The following is a 16,902-nucleotide window of genomic DNA, read 5'->3' as shown; positions in this document are numbered from 1 at the left end:
TGAGGAAGGGCCGTCTGTCCGGTCTCTTAGGGGTTCTTTCAGGCTTGTCTGAACCGAAGGATCGGGCTACGTAGGAAGGGCGGTGTCGTGTGGATCGTTGCGCGCTGTTCGTGGACGCCGGCTACCTGCTGGCCGACGGCGCGATGGCGGTGCACGGTACCCGCCACCGCGAGTCCGTCTCCTGGGACTACCCGGGGCTGCTCCAGCTGCTCAACAAGTTGTCGAGAGAGCGCACCGGCCTGCCGCTGCTGCGCTGCTACTGGTACGAGGCGACCGTGGAGGGCCGCCGCACCCCGGAGCACGACACGCTGGCCGACATTCCCGGCCTCAAGCTCCGCCTGTCGCGCATCCGCCCCGGCCGCCGCGAGGGCGTCGACGCCCAGGTCCACCGCGACCTGATGACGCTGGCCCGCAACGGCGCGGTCTGCGACGCGGTCGTGGTCAGCGGCGACGAGGACCTGGCGCAGGTCGTCTGCGACGCCCAGGACCTCGGCATCCGGGTCACCGTGGTGCACATCAGCGCCGACGGCAGCTGGGCCGTCTCCCGTACGCTGCGCCAGGAGTGCGACGACCTGATCGAGATCGGCGCCGGTCATCTGCGTCCCCACGTCAGCCTGCTCAGCGGCGAGGCGCCCGCCCTGGCGACCAACGGCCACCAGCACGGCGCCACCAACGGCCAGTCCGTCTCCTCACGCGTCACCGGCGGCATCGGCGTGAGCAACGGCGCCCCGGCCACCAGTCCCATCCCCGCGGTCCAGGTGTCCCGCGCGGCCCACGCCCAGCCCGCGCTGCCCTCCGCCTACCAGAGCTACACCCAGGAGTCGCCGGTCGTCCCGGCCGCTCCCGCCACGCCGCCACCCCCGCCGCCTCCGCCCCCCTCCTCGCCCTCGCACGCCTCCCCTGTCAGCACCCAGACCGGCCCGTTGCCGACCGCGCCGCAGTATTCGCTGGGCAACACCGGCAGCATGCCGACCTACCAGGCCCCGCCGCAGATGAGCGCCTACACCGGTCCCCAACCGGCCCCGGTGCCGCTGCAGAGCGCCGGGAGCGTGACCGGCGCCGCGACGACTCTCTCCGACGCGGTGCAGGCCGCCCACAAGGAGGGTCACGACTTCGGCGAGTCCGTGGCCAAGGACGCGCCCGCCCTGTGGCTGGAGGCGGTCCTCGCCCGCAAGCCCCGGATGCCCTCGGACCTGGAGGCGCGCCTGCTCCAGGGCTCCTCGCTGCCGATCGACTTCCTCCTGCACGACGAGGTACGCCACGCCCTGCGCCGAGGCTTCTGGGACGCCCTGGAGCGCGCCCGCCGCTGAGGGCGCGCGCCCCGCGTGCCGACACGATGCCCCGGACGGCAAGACGCGCGGGAGCGCCCTCAGGTGAGGGCGTCGAAGCCCGCGCGCAGGTGGCTGAGGCGGTTGGACAAATCGGTCATCGGTCCCGCGAGACCGGGGTCGCCGCTCTTGCGGGCCAGCTCGGAGACCCGGCCCAGCTCCTCCTCGACGGCGGTCAGCCGCCTGGACAGCTCGGGCAGCACGGCGACCTGGTCGGACGCCTCACCCGGCAGCTCCGTGGCGAGGCGCTCGCGGAGCATGGTGGCCTGCTCGGCCAGCCTGCGGTTCATGTTGTAGAGCTCCACGAACACCGCGACCTTGGCCCGGAGCACCCAGGGGTCGAAGGGCTTGGTGAGGTAGTCGACGGCGCCCGCCGCGTAGCTGCGGAAGGCGTAGTCGGGCGCGCTGTCGACCACGGTCAGGAAGATGATCGGGATGTTGCGGGTGCGCTCGCGGCGCTTGATGTGGGCCGCCGTCTCGAACCCGTCCATGCCCGGCATCCGGACGTCGAGCAGGATCAGGGCGAACTCCGTGCCGAGCAGCGCCTTCAGCGCCTCCTCCCCCGACTTCGCCCGGACGGGTATCAGGTCGAGCGAGCTGAGGATGGCCTCAAGCGCGATCAGGTTCTCCTCCCGGTCGTCCACCAGGAGGATCTTGGCTCTGTCCGGCATCGATCACACGCCTTCGTTGGAGTCGCCGGCCGGCTTGCCCCGGGTCAGCCAGCCGCGCAGCCTTTCCAGCAGGCGGTCGACGTCGACGGGCTTGGGCACGTAGTCGGAGGCACCGGACGCGATGCTCTTCTCCCGGTCGCCTCGCATGACCTTAGCGGTTAGCGCGATGATCGGCAGGTCCGCGAACTGGGGCATCCGGCGGATCGCGGAGGTGGTGGCCCAGCCGTCCATCTCCGGCATCATGATGTCCATCAGGACGAGGGCGACGTCCTCGTTGCGTTCGAGCTGCTCGATGCCCTCGCGGCCGTTCTCCGCGTAGATCACCGTGGAGCCGTAGCGTTCGAGCACGCTGGTCAGCGCGAACACGTTGCGGATGTCGTCGTCCACGATCAGGATCTTCGCCCCGGTCAGCGGGTCGTCGCCCTTCCACGGCTTGCCCTCGCCCTGCGGGAACTGCGGCAGGGGCATGTCGTCGTTGAGCGTCAGCTCCGGCAGGTCGTCGGACTCCTCGAGCACGCCGACGAGCGCCGGGTTGCGGGGGGAGGAGGGAGCGCTCGCCCCGCCGTCGCGCGAGGCCAGCGGGCCGCCGTACGACGGGGGCAGGTAGAGGGTGAAGGTGCTGCCCTCGCCGACCTCGCTGACCACGTGGATCTCGCCGCCGAGCAGGCGGGCGATCTCGCGGCAGATGGACAGGCCCAGGCCCGTCCCCCCGTACTTGCGGCTGGTGGTCCCGTCGGCCTGGCGGAACGCCTCGAAGATGACCTCCAGCTTGTCGGAGGCGATCCCGATGCCGGTGTCGACCACCTCGAAGGCGAGGATGCCGTCGGCGCCGCGCAGGGTGTCGTCCACGAAGGCGACGGCGCGCCTGGCGTGGATCACCCGCAGCCGCACCTCTCCCTTGGGGGTGAACTTGATCGCGTTGGAGAGCAGGTTGCGCAGCACCTGCTGGAGGCGCTGCTCGTCGGTACGGAGCTCCTGCGGGATCGACGGGTCGACCTCGACGGTGAACGACAGGCCCTTGTCCTGGGCCAGCGGCGCGAAGGTGGACTCGAAGTAGTCGACGAGCTTGGGCAGCGAGATCTGCTGGGGGTGGATGTCCATCCGCCCGGCCTCGACCTTCGACAGGTCGAGGATGTCGTTGATCAGCTGCAGCAGGGCGGATCCGGCGCCGTGGATGGTCCTGGCGAACTCCACCTGCTGGGCGGTGAGGTTGCCCTCGGCGTTCTCGGTGAGCAGCTTGGCCAGCACGAGGAGGCTGTTCAGCGGGGTGCGCAGCTCGTGGGACATGTTGGCGAGGAACTCGGACTTGTAGCGGGAGGAGACCGCGAGCTGCTCGGCGCGCTCCTCCAGCGTGCGGCGGGCCTGCTCGATCTGGAAGTTCTGGATCTCGATGGCCCGGTTCTGCTTGGCCAGCAGCGCGGCCTTGTCCTCCAGCTCGGCGTTGGAGCGGCGCAGCTCCTCCTGCTGGCGCTGGAGCTCGTCGGAACGCTCCCGCAGCTCGGTGGTGAGGCGCTGCGACTCGGTGAGCAGGTCCTCGGTCCTGGAGTTGGCGATGATCGTGTTCATCGTGACGCCGATGGTCTCGACGAGCTGGTTCAGGAAGTCGTGGTGGACCTCGCTGAACTCGCTGAACGAGGCCAGCTCCAGGACGCCGAGCACCTGCGTCTCGAACAGGACCGGTAGCACGACGATCTGCGCGGGCTCGGAGGTGCTGAGGCCGGTGTCGACGGTGAGGTAGCGGGCGGGCACGTTGCCGAGGATGATCCCCCTGCCCTCCATCGCGGCCTGGCCCACGATGCCCTCGCCGGTCGCGAACCGCTGCCGGGGGCCGTTGCCGGGGCGGGCGCCGTACCCGGCGATGAGGTGCAGGTCGCGGTCGCCGGAGGGTTCGGCGAGGTAGAAGGCGCCGTAGCTCGCCGACACCAGCGGGGTCAGCTCGCTCATGATGAGCTTGGCGACCTCCATCAGGTCGCGGTGGCCCTGCATGAGGCGGGAGATCCTCGCCAGGTTGGACTTCAGCCAGTCCTGCTCCTGGTTGGCGGTGGTGGTGTCGCGCAGCACCGCCACCATCATGTTGATGTTGTCCTTCAGCTCGCCGATCTCGCCCTCGGCGTCGACGGTGATGGAGCGGGTCAGGTCGCCGGTGGCGACGGCGGTGGTGACCTCGGCGATGGCGCGCACCTGGGTGGTCAGGCGGGCGGCGAGCTCGTTGACGTTCTCGGTGAGGCGCTTCCAGATGCCCTCGGCGCCCTCGACGCGGGCCTGGCCGCCCAGCTTGCCCTCGGAGCCGACCTCGCGGGCGACGCGGGTGACCTCCGCGCCGAAGGACGACAGCTGGTCGACCATCGTGTTGATCGTGGTCTTCAGCGCGAGGATCTCGCCCTGCGCGTTCACGTCGATCTTGCGCGTCAGGTTGCCGGACGCGACCGCGGTGGTGACCTCGGCGATGTTGCGTACCTGGTAGGTCAGGTTGTTGGCCATGGAGTTGACGTTGTCGGTGAGGTCCTTCCAGACGCCGGAGACGCCGCGTACGCGGGCCTGGCCGCCGAGCTGGCCTTCGGTGCCGACTTCGCGGGCGACGCGGGTGACCTCGTCGGCGAACATCGACAGCTGGTCGACCATGGTGTTCAGGGTGTCCTTGAGCTGCAGGATCTCGCCCTGGGCGTCCGCGGTGATCTTCTTGGACAGGTTGCCCTGGGCGACGGCCGTGGACACCGCGGCGATCTGGCGCACCTGGGTGGTCAGGTTGTTCGCCATCACGTTGACGTTGTCGGTGAGGTCCTTCCAGGTGCCGGAGACCCCGGGCACCTGCGCCTGGCCGCCGAGCTGGCCCTCGGAGCCGACCTCGCGGGCGACGCGGCTCACCTCGGAGGCGAAGGACGACAGCTGGTCGACCATGGTGTTGATCGTGGTCTTCAGCGCGAGGATCTCGCCCTGCGCGTCGACGTCGATCTTGCGCGTCAGGTCTCCGTTGGCGACGGCGGTGGTGACCTCGGCGATGTTGCGTACCTGGTAGGTCAGGTTGTTGGCCATGGAGTTGACGTTGTCGGTGAGGTCCTTCCAGACGCCGGAGACGCCGCGTACGCGGGCCTGGCCGCCGAGCTGGCCTTCGGTGCCGACCTCGCGGGCGACGCGGGTGACCTCGTCGGCGAACATCGACAGCTGGTCGACCATGGTGTTCAGGGTGTCCTTGAGCTGCAGGATCTCGCCCTGGGCGTCCGCGGTGATCTTCTTGGACAGGTCGCCCTGCGCCACCGCCGTGGACACCGCCGCGATGGCCCGGACCTGGGTGGTCAGGTTGCCCGCCATCACGTTGACGTTGTCGGTGAGGTCCTTCCAGACGCCCGACACGCCGCGCACCTGCGCCTGGCCGCCGAGCTGGCCCTCGGTGCCGACCTCGCGGGCGACGCGGGTGACCTCCTCGGCGAACGCCAGCAGCTGGTCGACCATGGTGTTGACGGTGTTCTTCAGCTCGAACATCTCGCCGACCGCGTCGACGGTGACCTTGCGGCTGAGGTCGCCCCGCGCGACCCCGGTGGTCACCGCGGCGATGTCGCGGACCTGCGCGGAGACGCGGCTGGACATGGTGTTGACGGCCTCGGTGAGGTCGCGCCAGCTCCCCGACATGCCGCGCACGTTCGCCCGGCCGCCCAGGCGGCCCTCGGTCCCGACCTCCCTGGCCACCCGCGTCACCTCGGACGTGAACAGCGACAGCTGGTCGACCATGCCGTTGATCGCCTTGCCGAGACGGCGCACCTCGCCCCGGGCACTGCGGTCGAGATCGATCCGGCGGGACAGGTCACCCTTGGCCACCGCGTCGATCACGTCCGCGGCCCCGCTGACCGGGCCCACGAGCGCGTCGATCAGCGTGTTGACCGAATCGACGCTCTCGGCCCACGAACCCACGCCGGGACCGGGGGTGAGGCGCTCGCCGAAGCGACCCTCCTTGACCACCTCACGGCGGACCCGGTGCAGCTCGTTGGCCAGGTGCTCGCGGCGATCGGCCACCTCGTTGAGGAGCAGGCGGATCTCGCTGAGGATTCCGGGCGGGGCGTGCGGCACCCGGCGGCGGAAGTCACCGTCGCGCCAGGTGATGAGCGTCTGCAGGATCGGTCGCAGATCTGATTCGCTGTAACGTCGCTCCTCGACGTCGGGCACGGTGTTGACCGTGGTCATATGACCTCCTTGACTCCCGGGGGCGCAGCCGTGAGTCACCCCAGTCTGTCACGGTGCGCAATGTGTAGTCCCACCTTCGATTCACCCCATGCCAACGGGAAGTGTGGTAGTCACGGAACAGTGACCAGTGCTCCACGCGCCGTCCTGGCGGCGACCTTCGCCCCGGGACACACGGCCGTCCCAGCCGCCAGGCGGTTCACCATCGAGGTGATGACCGCCTGGGCCGCCGCGTCCGTCCTGGCGGTCGCAGAGCGGCTGGCGGCCGACCTGTCGGCGCAGGTGACCGACGTCCCCTTCGAGATCGTCTGGAGCCATCTGGGCGACGGGCTGCAGATCGAGGTGCGCCAGAAGCGGGCCCCCGAGGCGAGCCCCGGCGCCCCGTCCGTGCCGGTGGAGGAGTGGGGTGTCACCTTCGCCGGTCAGCAGCGCACACACTGGGCCAGGATCCGGCTGCCCGGCTCCTCAGGACGGCCGTCCTCGGAGTGGGCCGCGGAAGAACCCAGTCGCGGGCCGATATGGATGGGTTTTCTCGCCGACGCCAGCGATCTTCTGGCGGGCACCCTCGATCCCGACATGGTGCCCGCGATCATCTCGCAGATCGTGGTGCCGCGGCTGGCCACCTGGTGTGCCGTCTACACATGGAGCAACGGCGGCGGCCCGCAGCGTCCAGCCTACCTCTGGCACACCGACGAGCGGCGCATCGACGAGCTCCGGGAGGAGCTCGCCAGCGTCCAGATCCCGCAGGGCGGCGGGTCCATGCAGCTCGCCGACTCGCAGATGCTGGTCATCCCGCTCCTCGCCCGGGGGCGCACGCTGGGCGCGATGTGCCTGGGGCGGCCCGACCGGTTCGCCGAGGACGTGTTCCAGTACGCCGAGGACATCGGCCGCCGCGCCGCGCTCGCCCTCGACAACGCCCTGCTGTACGCCACCCAGGCGGCGGCGAACCGGGCGCTCCAGCGCAGCCTGCTCCCTCCCGACGAGCCGGGCGAGATCCCCGGTCTCGACCCCGCGGTGGTCTACGAGCCCGCCGGGGAGACCAACGAGGTCGGCGGCGACTTCTACGACCTCTTCGCGGCCGGTGACCACTCCTGGCGGTTCGCGGTGGGCGACGTCTGCGGGACCGGCCCCGAGGCCGCCGCGGTCACCGGCCTGGCCCGCCACACCCTGCGCCTGCTCTCGCGGGAGGGGTACGGGGTGGCGGCCGTTCTCGACCGCCTCAACCAGGCCATCCTGGAGGAGGGCGAGCGCGCCCGCTTCCTGACGCTGCTGCACGGGGAGATCACGCCCGTGCCGAGCGGCCTGGACGTGGCGATGGTCTCCGCCGGGCACCCGGAGGCGCTGCGGCTGCGGCCCAGCGGCGTCGTGGAGGCCGTGGTGACGTCCCAGTCGCTGCTGGGCGTCTTCCCCGAGGCGACCTTCAAGGCGGAGCTCGTTCACCTCGACCCCGGTGACGTGCTTCTCGCGGTGACCGACGGGGTCACCGAGCGTCGCAGGGACGGGCGGCTGCTCGACGACGACGCGGGGCTGGCCAAGCTGCTGGCCGAGTGCGCGGGGTTGTCGGCGCGGGCGGTCGCCGAGCGGATCCGCCGCGCGGTCCAGGACTTCGCCCCCGAGCCGAGCGCCGACGACATGGCGATCGTGGTCCTGCGGGCCCGCTGACGGGCCACGTCCCCGGGCGGGGCCTGCTCGCCCAGGATCACCCGCTCGTACGGCCCCGAGGTTGTACGGGCTAGATGTCGGTTTTCACGTGCCTTCGGGCGAATTCCAGCTGTGCCGACATCTGCGCGATGCGCTCGGAGACGACCAGGGAGCCGTGGCCCGCGTCGTAGCGGTACACCCGGTGCTCGTGGTCACGCTCGGCGAGCCGCCCCACGTACGCCTCGATCTGCCCGATCGGGCAGCGCGGGTCGTTCTCCCCGGCGAGGATCAGCAGCGGCGCCTCGACCTGGTCGACGTAGGTGATCGGCGAGCTGTTCACGTACCGCTCGCGCTGCTCCTCGGGGGAGCCGCCGAGCAGCGCGCGGTGGTAGGAGCGCAGCGCCTCGGTCTCCTCCTCGTAGGTGGCGAGGTGGTCGGCGATCGGCACCGTGGCGATCCCCGCCGCCCACATCTTGGGCTGGGTGCCCAGGCCGAGCAGCGTGAGGTAGCCGCCCCAGGAGGCGCCGGACAGCACCAGCCGGTCGGGGTCGCAGACGCCGCGGTCGACCATGGCGTCCCTGACGGCGGCCACGTCGGCCAGCTCGATGTGCCCGACGTCGCCGTGCAGGGCGTTCCGCCAGGCGGAGCCGTAGCCGGTGGACCCCCGGTAGTTGACCCGTACGACCGCGAAGCCGAGGTCCACCCAGGCGGCCACCTGGGGCACGAAGGAGTCGTCGTCCTGCGCGGTGGGCCCGCCGTGCAGCATGAAGACCGTGGGGAAGGGGCCGGAGCCGCGTCCGGGGCGCGAGACCAGGGCGTGGATGCGGCCACCGGGCCCCTCCACGTCCACGTCCTCGACCGGGACCGACGGGGGCGAGGTGGGGCCGCCGTGGTTCATCACCACGTGGCCGCTGGTCGACCGGATCAGCGGCGGGTGGGCCCCGCTGGACCAGGAGTACTCGACGGAGCCGTCGGGGCGGGGCGCGGCGGCGTCGATCACGCCGTGCTGGGTCTCGATCGGGAAGAACCCGCCGCCGGGAAGGTCGTAGCGGGTCAGGTAGGTGCGGCCCCGGTTGCCCCGCACGACGAGCAGCGAGCGGCCGTCGTCGTACCAGTCGGCGGTGATCTCGCCCGGGTCGCGCAGCCAGATCTCCCGCTGGTCGCCGGTCTCGGGGTCCCAGACGAGGGGCTCGCGGCGGCCCCTGCGCTCGTGCAGGGTGAGCAGGCGGCGGTCTCCCGACACCGGTGCGAAGCGCAGGCCGACGACCCCCTTGCCGGGCTCGTCGTGCAGGTCGCCGACGACCTCGCCGTTGCGCCGGAGCACCCGCAGCCCGGGATGCCGGGCGTCGCCGCGCTCGCTGTGGCTGATCGCGATCAGCGAGCCGTCCAGGGAGACCGCGGAGACGGCCGCCGCCTCGGTGTGCTCGTAGATCGTCCGCGCGGGCTCGCCCGGCTGTACGAGATGGATGGTGAAGCCCTGCCCCGGCCTGGCCATGCCGATGACCGCGTCGCCCGTGGCCGAGAGCCCAAGCCCGGCGGGGAAGCCGGGGGCGAGGTCGATCGGCTGGTCGGGGCCGCCGTAGAAGGGCTGGCGCATCCACCGGCCCCACTCGTCGCCGTCGGTGTCGTCGAACCACCAGATCCACTGCCCGGTGGGATCGATCGCGCCGTGCGAGGTGCCCTTGGGGCGCGAGGTCGCCTGGCGGGTGGAGCCACCCGCGCGGTCCCAGGCGTAGACCTCCCAGGCCCCCGAGGCGTTGCTGCGGTAGACGGACCGGCTGGGAGCCTGGCCCGCCCACACGGGCAACGTCGCGCGCGGCGCACGGAACCTGGCCTGCCAGCGCTCCTCCGCCTTCATATGGCGCTTCCCTCCGTCAAGGCGTCAGCTTCACGCGTCCAGGCGCGGGCTCGCCGGATTGCGGTCCAGTATGGCGTCTTCACCGGGTAATTGCTTGAGTAATGTCTGGGAATTTCGGACTAAAAGTCACATCAGTAACAGGTGCCCCGAAGGTGGCTGTCAAGCACACAGCTTGCTCACAGGCGGTGCTTAAAGATAGACATACGGAAACAAGCCTCCACGGAGCTCTTTTCTGGAAGTTCTACGATCCTTCTTCGCATAACTTCCGGATCCGTATGCCAGGCGCTGGGGCCCATTCCCACGACCGCCTCGACCGCATCATGCCCCAGGACCATCTCGAACGCGAGAGTGCTCCGGCCGGTCTCGATGAAGTGCTCGCTCAGGCTCTCCGCCATCCGCCGCTCCTTCGATTCGTCCACCGACAGGAGCCCCAGCCGCTCCACCAGTGGCGCGAGGTGCCGTGAGGTGGGCGTGACCACTACGAGCTCACCATCCCCCTTGAGCACTCGTGCGAACTCTGCCCCATTTCTCGGGGCGAACACATTGAGAAGCACATCTATCGTGTCATCTCCCAGCGGCAGCGGCCTCCACACGTCGGCCACCACCGCCCCCAGCCGGGAATGCGCCCGCGCGGCCCGCCTGATCGCGTGTTTGGAAACGTCCAGCGCCACCCCGACGGCTCCCGGCAGCCCGTCGAGCACCCGCGCGAGGTAGTAACCCGTCCCGGCCCCGGCGTCCGCCACCACCTTCACGCCCGTACGGCGGGAGTCGGCGTCCGTTACCGACTTCGCGCCCGTGCGGAGGGTATCGGCGTCCGTCACCGGTTTCGCGCCGGTACGGCAGGCGTCGGCGATCGCCTCCGCCAGGGGGGCGTAGTGCCCGGCGCCGAGGAACGCCTCCCTGGCCGCCACCATGGGCGCGCTGTCGGCCGTTCCCGGCACCCGCGACCCGGTCAGCAGGCTGACGTATCCCTGCCTGGCCACGTCGAAGCCGTGCCCCAGGGCGCACCTGAGGACCCGCTCCCCGAGCTCCAGCGAGCTTCCGCAGACCGGGCAGGCGAGGTGTTCGACGACATCGTCCAGCATCTCCCCATCATCTCGCGTCCCGCCGGAGCCGGGCCTTCCCGCCGGAGCCGGACCGTCGTGCCGGACGCCGTCGTGCCGGACGCGCGGCCCGCGCGGCTCGCGGGGGTCAGGCGGTCTGCTGGATCTGCTGGAGGAAGGCCGCGTTGGAGGGGGTCTCGCTGAGCCTGCCGGTGAGGAGCTCCAGGGCCTGCTGCCTCTCCAGGCCGCCCAGCGTGCGGCGCAGCCGCCAGGTGAGCTGCCGTTCCCGGGGGTCGAGGAGGATCTCCTCGCGGCGGGTGCCCGAGGCGTCGAGGTCGACGGCGGGATAGAGGCGCTTGTCGGCGAGGGCGCGGCTGAGGCGCAGCTCCATGTTGCCGGTGCCCTTGAACTCCTCGAAGAGGCTGTCGTCCATCCGCGAGCCGGTCTCGACCAGCGCGGTGGCGAGGATGGTCAGCGAGCCGCCGTCGCGCAGGTTGCGCGCGGCGCCGAAGAAGCGGCGCGGGGGGAGCAGGGCCGTGGCGTCGATGCCCCCGGCGAGGGTGCGCCCGCCGCCCGGGGCGAGGTTGTTGTACGCGCGGGCGAGCCGGGTGAGGGAGTCGAGGAGCAGGACGACGTCGTGCCCGGCCTCCGCGAGGCGCTTGGCGCGTTCGACGGCGAGTTCGGCGACGGCGGTGTGGTCGCGGTCGGGGCGGTCGAACGTGGACGCGGCGACCTCGCCGTGGATGGACTCGCGCATCTCGGTGACCTCCTCGGGGCGCTCGCCGACGAGCACGACCATGAGGTGGCAGTCCGGGTGGTTGGCGGTGATCGCGGCGGCCAGGTCCTGGAGGACCATCGTCTTGCCCGCCTTGGGCGGGGCGACGATCAGCCCGCGCTGGCCCTTGCCGATCGGCGCGAACAGGTCGACGACCCTGCCGGTCAGCGATCCGGTCTCCAGGCGGAGCCGGTCGCGCGGGTGGATCGGGGTCATGTCCGCGAAGTCGGGCCTGTGCCGCCGGGGCGCGGCGCCGTTCACGCTCTCCACCCCCTCCAGCCTCTCGTACGGGGCACGTGCGGTGGCCACGACGTGGTCGCCGGGGCGCAGGCCGTACTCGGAGATCTGGGAGTGGGGCACGCGGACGTCGCGCGGGGAGGGCAGGTAGCCGTTGGTCCGGACATATCCGGTACGGTCGCGGATGTCGAGCAGGCCGGTCACGGTCTCGACGGGGGCGTCGCGGCCGGAGGTCCGGCCGGTCGTGGCCGCGCCGTTCCCGCGAGAGGCCTTTCCGGTGGTGCCCGCGTCACCCCCGCGGGGACGAGGGACCTTCTTGGCGGTGATTTTCTCGACGGTGGGTTCTTTGAAAGCGATGGGTTCTTTGAAAACGGGTTCCGCGGTCATGGATGACCTTTCACGGGAGATGGGGACCGCACGCCTGAGACAGGAGCGGTGATGAGAGAAAAGCGAGAGACGGGGGCGGATCCTCGCACGCGGCCTAGCCAGCGGTGCGTCACGCCCGGTATCACGGTAGCACCCTTGCCACATCCCGAACAGGAGCGCGAATGCTACACCAGTCCATAACGGTCGCCGGGGTCGAGGTGTTCCCGCTGTGCGACGCGGTGGGGCCGATGGGCGACGCGATCCGGCGTCCGATGTCGCAGATGTTCCCCGGGGGCCGCCACGGCGAGTCGGACGAGTGGATCCTGCACTTCCACTGCTACCTGCTGCGCGACGCGGCGGGCCGCACGGTGCTGGTCGACACCGGCATCGGCCCCTGCGACTCGCCCGCGGCGAGCTGGGCGCCGGTGCCCGGCGTCCTGGGCGCGGAGCTGGCCCGAGTGGGGGTGACCTTCGGCGAGGTGGACGCCGTGGTCATCACGCACCTGCACAGCGACCACGCGAGCGGCGCGGTGGTCGCGGGGGCGCCGGTCTTCGCCAACGCCCGGCACGTCCTGCAGCGCGCCGAGATCGACGCGGCGGGCGAGGCGATCCTCGACCACGTCGTCCGGCCGTTGGGCGAGCGGGTGCACGCGGTGGACGGCGGGGCGGAGGTGCTGCCCGGCATCCGGGTCCTGCTCACGCCGGGGCACACCCCGGGCCACCAGGTCGTCCAGGTCGGTGACCTGGTGCTGACCGGCGACGTGGTGCTGCACCCGGTGCAGTTGGAGGACCCGCGGGTGCACTACCTCTACGACGCCGACCCCGAGCTGGCCGCCGTCACGCGTACGGAGCTGCTCGACCGGGTCAGGGCGGAGGGCGGGACGATCGGCACCGCCCACTTCGCCGAGCCCTTCACGAAGATCGTCTGAACCGGGGCCCCTCCGGTGCGGAGTCTCCTCGCCGTACCGAGGGGCCGGGCGAGGTCGTCAGGAGCTCACCTGCCCGGCCGGGCGCCGCCGCGCCTTGCCCCGGTAGCGGAGGACCTGGACGACGCCCAGTGCCCAGATCGGATACTGCGTGGCGAACGCCCACCGGAAGGCGTCCAGGCCGTTGTCGCCCATGAGGTCGAGGGTGACGCCGATCAGGGCGATCACCGACACGGACGCGACGAAGCCGCCGCCGTTCACGATGCCGGTGGCCGCGCCGATCCGGGTGGCCGGGTTGAAGGTCCTGGCGTAGTCGAAGCCGATCATCGACCCGGGGCCGTTGGCCGCCAGCACCACCACGAGCGCCACCAGCAGCCAGAGCGGTGCCCGTCCCGGCCAGGCCAGTACGACGGTCCACGCCCCGGCGGTGGTGCCGATCACGATGAGCACCATCCGGGAGCGGTGGAAGGGGAACCGCCCCGCGAGATAGCCGAGCAGCGGCCCGCACGCCATGCCGCACAGGGTCAGCGTGGTGAGCAGCAGGCCCGCCGTCTCGGGGGTCAGTCCCTGCCCCTGGACCAGGAACGGATATCCCCACAGCAGCAGGAACGCCGCGGCCGAGCACTGGGTGGCCGCGTGGGTCCACATGCCCAGCCGGGTGCCAGGCTCGGCCCAGGCCGCCTTCAGGCTCGGCGGCTCCCCCGTACGCTCGGGGCGGGCGTCGCGCAGCACTGTGACCAGCAGGAACGCGGAGACCACACCCACGACGGCGGCGCCCATGAAGGTCGGCGTCCAGCCGTACGTGTGCAGGGAGTGGATGAGGGGCACCGCGGAGGCGATCGCGCCGAGCTGGCCGAGCAGGCCGGTGAGCTGGACCATCAGCGGGTTGCGGTGCGGGGGGAAGGAGAGGCCGACCAGCCTGATCACGCTGATGAACGTCATCGCGTCCCCGCAGCCGATCAGCGCCCGCCCGGCGATCCCCGGCAGCAGCCCTCCGGCCAGGGCGAAGACGAGCTCGCCGCAGGCCATCACCACGGCCCCCAGGACCAGCATGCGCTTGGAACCGAGCCGGTCGACCAGCATCCCGACGGGTACCTGCATGCCCGCGTAGACCAGCAGCTGGCACATGGCCAGGACCGAGAGCCCCGCCGCGCCGACGCCGAGCCTCGCCGCCGCCTCGATGCCCGCCACGCCCAGCGACTGCCTGTGGAAGACGGCGACGACGTAGGCGAGTACACCCGTGGCCCAGAAGAGGATCGCCATGGACCGTGGTGTCATGGGGTAAATATTACGTTTTAGGTGTTTTAAAGATGTGATCGGGTCCACGGGGGTCGCCGGGTTCAGCGGCGCGGGTAGCGGATGAGCAGGCTGGCGTGGACGTCCCGGTCACCGAGGACGGCGTACGTGTGCGGGACGTCCGACCGCCAGGAGATGTGCTCGCCGGGACCGGCCCGCAGGGGAGCCCCGGCCGGCCCCGCGTCGAGCGTTCCGGCGAAGACGGTCACGTGCTCGGTGACGCCCTCGTGGTGCGCGGGCGAGACCTGCGTCGCCCCCGCGCGGATCACCAGCCGGTAGAGCTCGTACGTGACCTTCTCGTCCTCGAAGACCTGGAGCAGCGTCCCCGCGACGGCCGTCCCGTGGACGACGGGAATCCCCCCGGTCACCTCGCTCCCGCCCGCGTCCACCGGCGGCGGGGTGCCGACGGCCATCGCCAGGGGGACGCCGAGCTCGGCGGTGATCGCCCAGAGGGTCTCCAGGGTGGGGTTGCGGGTGCCGTTCTCCAGGCCGGAGAGCGTGGCCTTGCCGACCCCGGCGCCCCGGGCGAGGGCGGACAGGGAGATGCCGCGCTCCTCGCGCAGCCCGCGAATCCGCCGCCCGATGTCGAGCGTGCCGCCGTCCACGTCGGGTTTGGGGCTTTGTGCTCCGGAGTCCATGGGGCTATCGTGCAGCACGAGACCCGTTCCGTTTACGGAACGGGTGGCGCCACTCCCCTCGCGAGGACCGGAAATGACACGCCTGCTTCAACCCGTGCTGGCCGGAGTCGTGACCTCGGTGGTCGGTTTCGCCAGCTCCTTCTCCGTGGTCCTGGCGGGGCTCAGGGCCGTGGGCGCCGACCAGCGGCAGGCGGCGTCCGGGCTGCTCGTCCTGTGCGTGGCCGTCGGCCTGGTGGCCGTCTGGCTGAGCCTGCGGCAGCGCGTCCCGATCGTCGTGGCCTGGTCCACCCCGGGGGCGGCGCTGCTGGTCGCGACCGGGCCCGTGGAGGGCGGGTTTCCCGCCGCGGTCGGGGCGTTCGCGGTCTCGGGACTCCTTCTCACCGCCGCCGGTCTCTTCCCCGTCCTGGGCCGGTGGATCGCGGCCATCCCCACGCCGATCGCCGGTGCCATGCTCGCCGGGGTGCTGCTCAACCTGTGTGTCGCGCCGGTCAGGGCGCTCGCCGAGATACCGCTGATGGCGGGTCCCGTCGTGCTCACCTGGGCGCTGCTGAGCAGGTTCGCCCGCAGGTGGGCGGTCCCGGTGGCCCTCCTCGTCGCCGTCGCGGCCATCGCCCTGACCGGTCCGGGGCTGGGGGCGGTGGACGTGCGGCCGGTGCTTGAGGTGACCGTCCCGTCCTGGAGCGCCCAGGCGATGGTCAGCGTCGCGCTCCCGCTGTTCCTGGTCACCATGGCCTCGCAGAACGTGCCGGGCATGGCGGTCCTCGCCGGGTACGGCTACCGTCCCCCGCTGCGCGGGATCCTCGTCTCCACCGGCCTGGCGAGCACGCTCGGTGCCCCGCTGGGCGGCCACGCGGTGAACCTGGCGGCGATCAGCGCCGCGCTGGCCGCGGGGCCCGACGCCGACCCCGATCCGGCCCGCCGGTGGATCGCCTCGGTCACCTCGGGCGTCTCGACGATCGTCCTCGGCGTCGGCTCCGGGCTGGCCACCGCGCTCGTCCTGCTCTCCCCGCCGCTGCTCGTCGAGGCCGTCGCCGGGCTCGCTCTGCTCGGCGCGCTCGCCTCGGCCGTCGCCTCCGCCGTCGCCGACCCCGAGGGCAGGGAGGCCGCGGCCGTCACCTTCGTGGTCACCGCGTCGGGACTGACGATCCTGGGCGTGGGCGCCGCCTTCTGGGGGCTCGTCGCGGGCGGGCTCATGACACTCCTGCACCGTCCGCGCCGTGGCGGGAGAACCCTCCGAACCTTGCAGGACGAGGAGGGGCCCGGACACGCCTCAGCCGGTGCGGCCCGCGGGCCGCACCGGCTGAAAGAGGACGTGGACTAGTGGCGGTCCGAGCGCCCGTGGCGACCGGCCACGAGCTGGTCGGTGGAGGACTGGCGGGGCACGTCGACCCGGGGGTGGGGCGCGGTGTCCTCGACACGGTCGTCGACGCCGTCGCGGTCGCGGTCGACCACGGGGGCCGGGGCGGCCGGGGTGGCCGTCGCGGTCGCGGGAGCCGTTTCGAGCTTGCGCTCCAGCTCTCGCTTCTCCTCCTCCAGACGGGTGACGCGGTCACGCGCCTCCGTCCGCGAGGCGCGGAGCCTGCGACGGTGCGCGGCCGAGCGCCGCATGCCGGAGAACATGATTCCCAGGCCGAGCAGGAAGACCGCTCCCGTGGCCACACCGGCGAAGAAGAGCTCCAGCTGGGTCAGCTGGAACAGGCGGTCGAAGATCGTGAACGAGGCGGTGGTGGTCGACGCCGCGGTCTCGTCCCAGGAAACCGCGATCACAGTCGCACCCGCGAGTACGATCAAGAGAAGTCCCAGCACTATCATGTGGCTACCACCTCAGGCTTTGGCTGTTGTGACAGCCACTGCTGCCCCCGGCGAGCGGGATTATTCATCGGATCCCGATGGTTGCCGCGGAATGTTGACGGACAGGCCTCCGGGGGACCCCGCGGACACCGCTCTCGG

The 16,902-nt window shown here is 71.5% G+C and carries 12 protein-coding genes; 4 read left to right on the top strand and 8 right to left on the bottom strand.

Annotated features, from left to right (window positions below; all coding sequences use genetic code 11):
• Positions 1–89 precede the first annotated feature (89 nt).
• Positions 90–1,310 (top strand): NYN domain-containing protein, encoded by a 1,221-nt coding sequence (locus tag ACW9TB_RS01375; RefSeq protein WP_472746046.1) that lies wholly within the window; start codon positions 90–92, stop codon positions 1,308–1,310.
• Positions 1,311–1,369: 59 nt separating this feature from the next.
• Here ACW9TB_RS01375 and ACW9TB_RS01370 read toward each other — a convergent pair whose 3' ends face one another.
• Together ACW9TB_RS01370 and ACW9TB_RS01365 are read right to left on the bottom strand one after the other, a co-directional pair.
• Entirely contained in the window at positions 1,370–1,999 is a 630-nt protein-coding gene (locus ACW9TB_RS01370; RefSeq protein WP_472746045.1) for a response regulator, read from the bottom strand.
• A 3-nt stretch (positions 2,000–2,002) separates the two neighbouring features.
• Positions 2,003–6,175: a HAMP domain-containing protein gene (locus tag ACW9TB_RS01365; RefSeq protein WP_472746044.1), complete on the bottom strand. Its 4,173-nt coding sequence runs from the start codon at positions 6,173–6,175 to the stop codon at positions 2,003–2,005.
• A gap of 120 nt (positions 6,176–6,295) precedes the next feature.
• Between ACW9TB_RS01365 and ACW9TB_RS01360 the strand changes: the two genes are divergently transcribed.
• Complete coding sequence (locus tag ACW9TB_RS01360; RefSeq protein ID WP_472746043.1) at positions 6,296–7,834, top strand: PP2C family protein-serine/threonine phosphatase; 1,539 nt, start codon at positions 6,296–6,298, stop codon at positions 7,832–7,834.
• Between the two features lie 70 nt (positions 7,835–7,904).
• Here ACW9TB_RS01360 and ACW9TB_RS01355 read toward each other — a convergent pair whose 3' ends face one another.
• From ACW9TB_RS01355 to rho, 3 genes are all read right to left on the bottom strand, one after another.
• A complete protein-coding gene (locus ACW9TB_RS01355; protein ID WP_472746042.1) occupies positions 7,905–9,671 on the bottom strand; it encodes a S9 family peptidase in 1,767 nt (588 codons plus the stop codon).
• A 176-nt stretch (positions 9,672–9,847) separates the two neighbouring features.
• The gene (locus ACW9TB_RS01350) at positions 9,848–10,756 is read right to left on the bottom strand and encodes a putative RNA methyltransferase (RefSeq protein WP_472746041.1); all 909 of its coding nucleotides are present in this window, start codon (positions 10,754–10,756) and stop codon (positions 9,848–9,850) included.
• A 106-nt stretch (positions 10,757–10,862) separates the two neighbouring features.
• Positions 10,863–12,113: a transcription termination factor Rho gene (gene rho / locus ACW9TB_RS01345; RefSeq protein ID WP_472746040.1), complete on the bottom strand. Its 1,251-nt coding sequence runs from the start codon at positions 12,111–12,113 to the stop codon at positions 10,863–10,865.
• 161 nt (positions 12,114–12,274) lie between these two features.
• On the opposite strand from rho, the gene ACW9TB_RS01340 reads away from it, so the two are divergent.
• Positions 12,275–13,021, top strand: coding sequence for an MBL fold metallo-hydrolase (locus ACW9TB_RS01340; RefSeq protein WP_472746039.1), 747 nt, complete (start codon positions 12,275–12,277; stop codon positions 13,019–13,021).
• Between the two features lie 57 nt (positions 13,022–13,078).
• Here the strand turns inward: ACW9TB_RS01340 and ACW9TB_RS01335 are convergent, their stop codons facing one another.
• Together ACW9TB_RS01335 and ACW9TB_RS01330 are read right to left on the bottom strand one after the other, a co-directional pair.
• Positions 13,079–14,296 (bottom strand): MFS transporter, encoded by a 1,218-nt coding sequence (locus ACW9TB_RS01335; RefSeq protein ID WP_472746038.1) that lies wholly within the window; start codon positions 14,294–14,296, stop codon positions 13,079–13,081.
• A gap of 62 nt (positions 14,297–14,358) precedes the next feature.
• The gene (locus tag ACW9TB_RS01330; RefSeq protein WP_472746037.1) at positions 14,359–14,952 is read right to left on the bottom strand and encodes a helix-turn-helix domain-containing protein; all 594 of its coding nucleotides are present in this window, start codon (positions 14,950–14,952) and stop codon (positions 14,359–14,361) included.
• A 73-nt stretch (positions 14,953–15,025) separates the two neighbouring features.
• Between ACW9TB_RS01330 and ACW9TB_RS01325 the strand changes: the two genes are divergently transcribed.
• A complete protein-coding gene (locus ACW9TB_RS01325) occupies positions 15,026–16,273 on the top strand; it encodes a benzoate/H(+) symporter BenE family transporter (protein ID WP_472746036.1) in 1,248 nt (415 codons plus the stop codon).
• On the opposite strand, the gene ACW9TB_RS01320 is transcribed toward ACW9TB_RS01325, so the two are convergent.
• Positions 16,270–16,719: a hypothetical protein gene (locus tag ACW9TB_RS01320; RefSeq protein ID WP_472746035.1), complete on the bottom strand. Its 450-nt coding sequence runs from the start codon at positions 16,717–16,719 to the stop codon at positions 16,270–16,272. The two genes, ACW9TB_RS01325 and ACW9TB_RS01320, sit on opposite strands and share 4 nt — an antisense overlap.
• Between the last annotated feature and the right edge of the window lie 183 nt (positions 16,720–16,902).

The organism is Streptosporangium sp. H13245 (assembly GCF_055690525.1).
The sequence above is the reverse complement of the archived record's forward strand: the minus strand, read 5'-3'. Positions and strand labels throughout refer to the sequence as shown.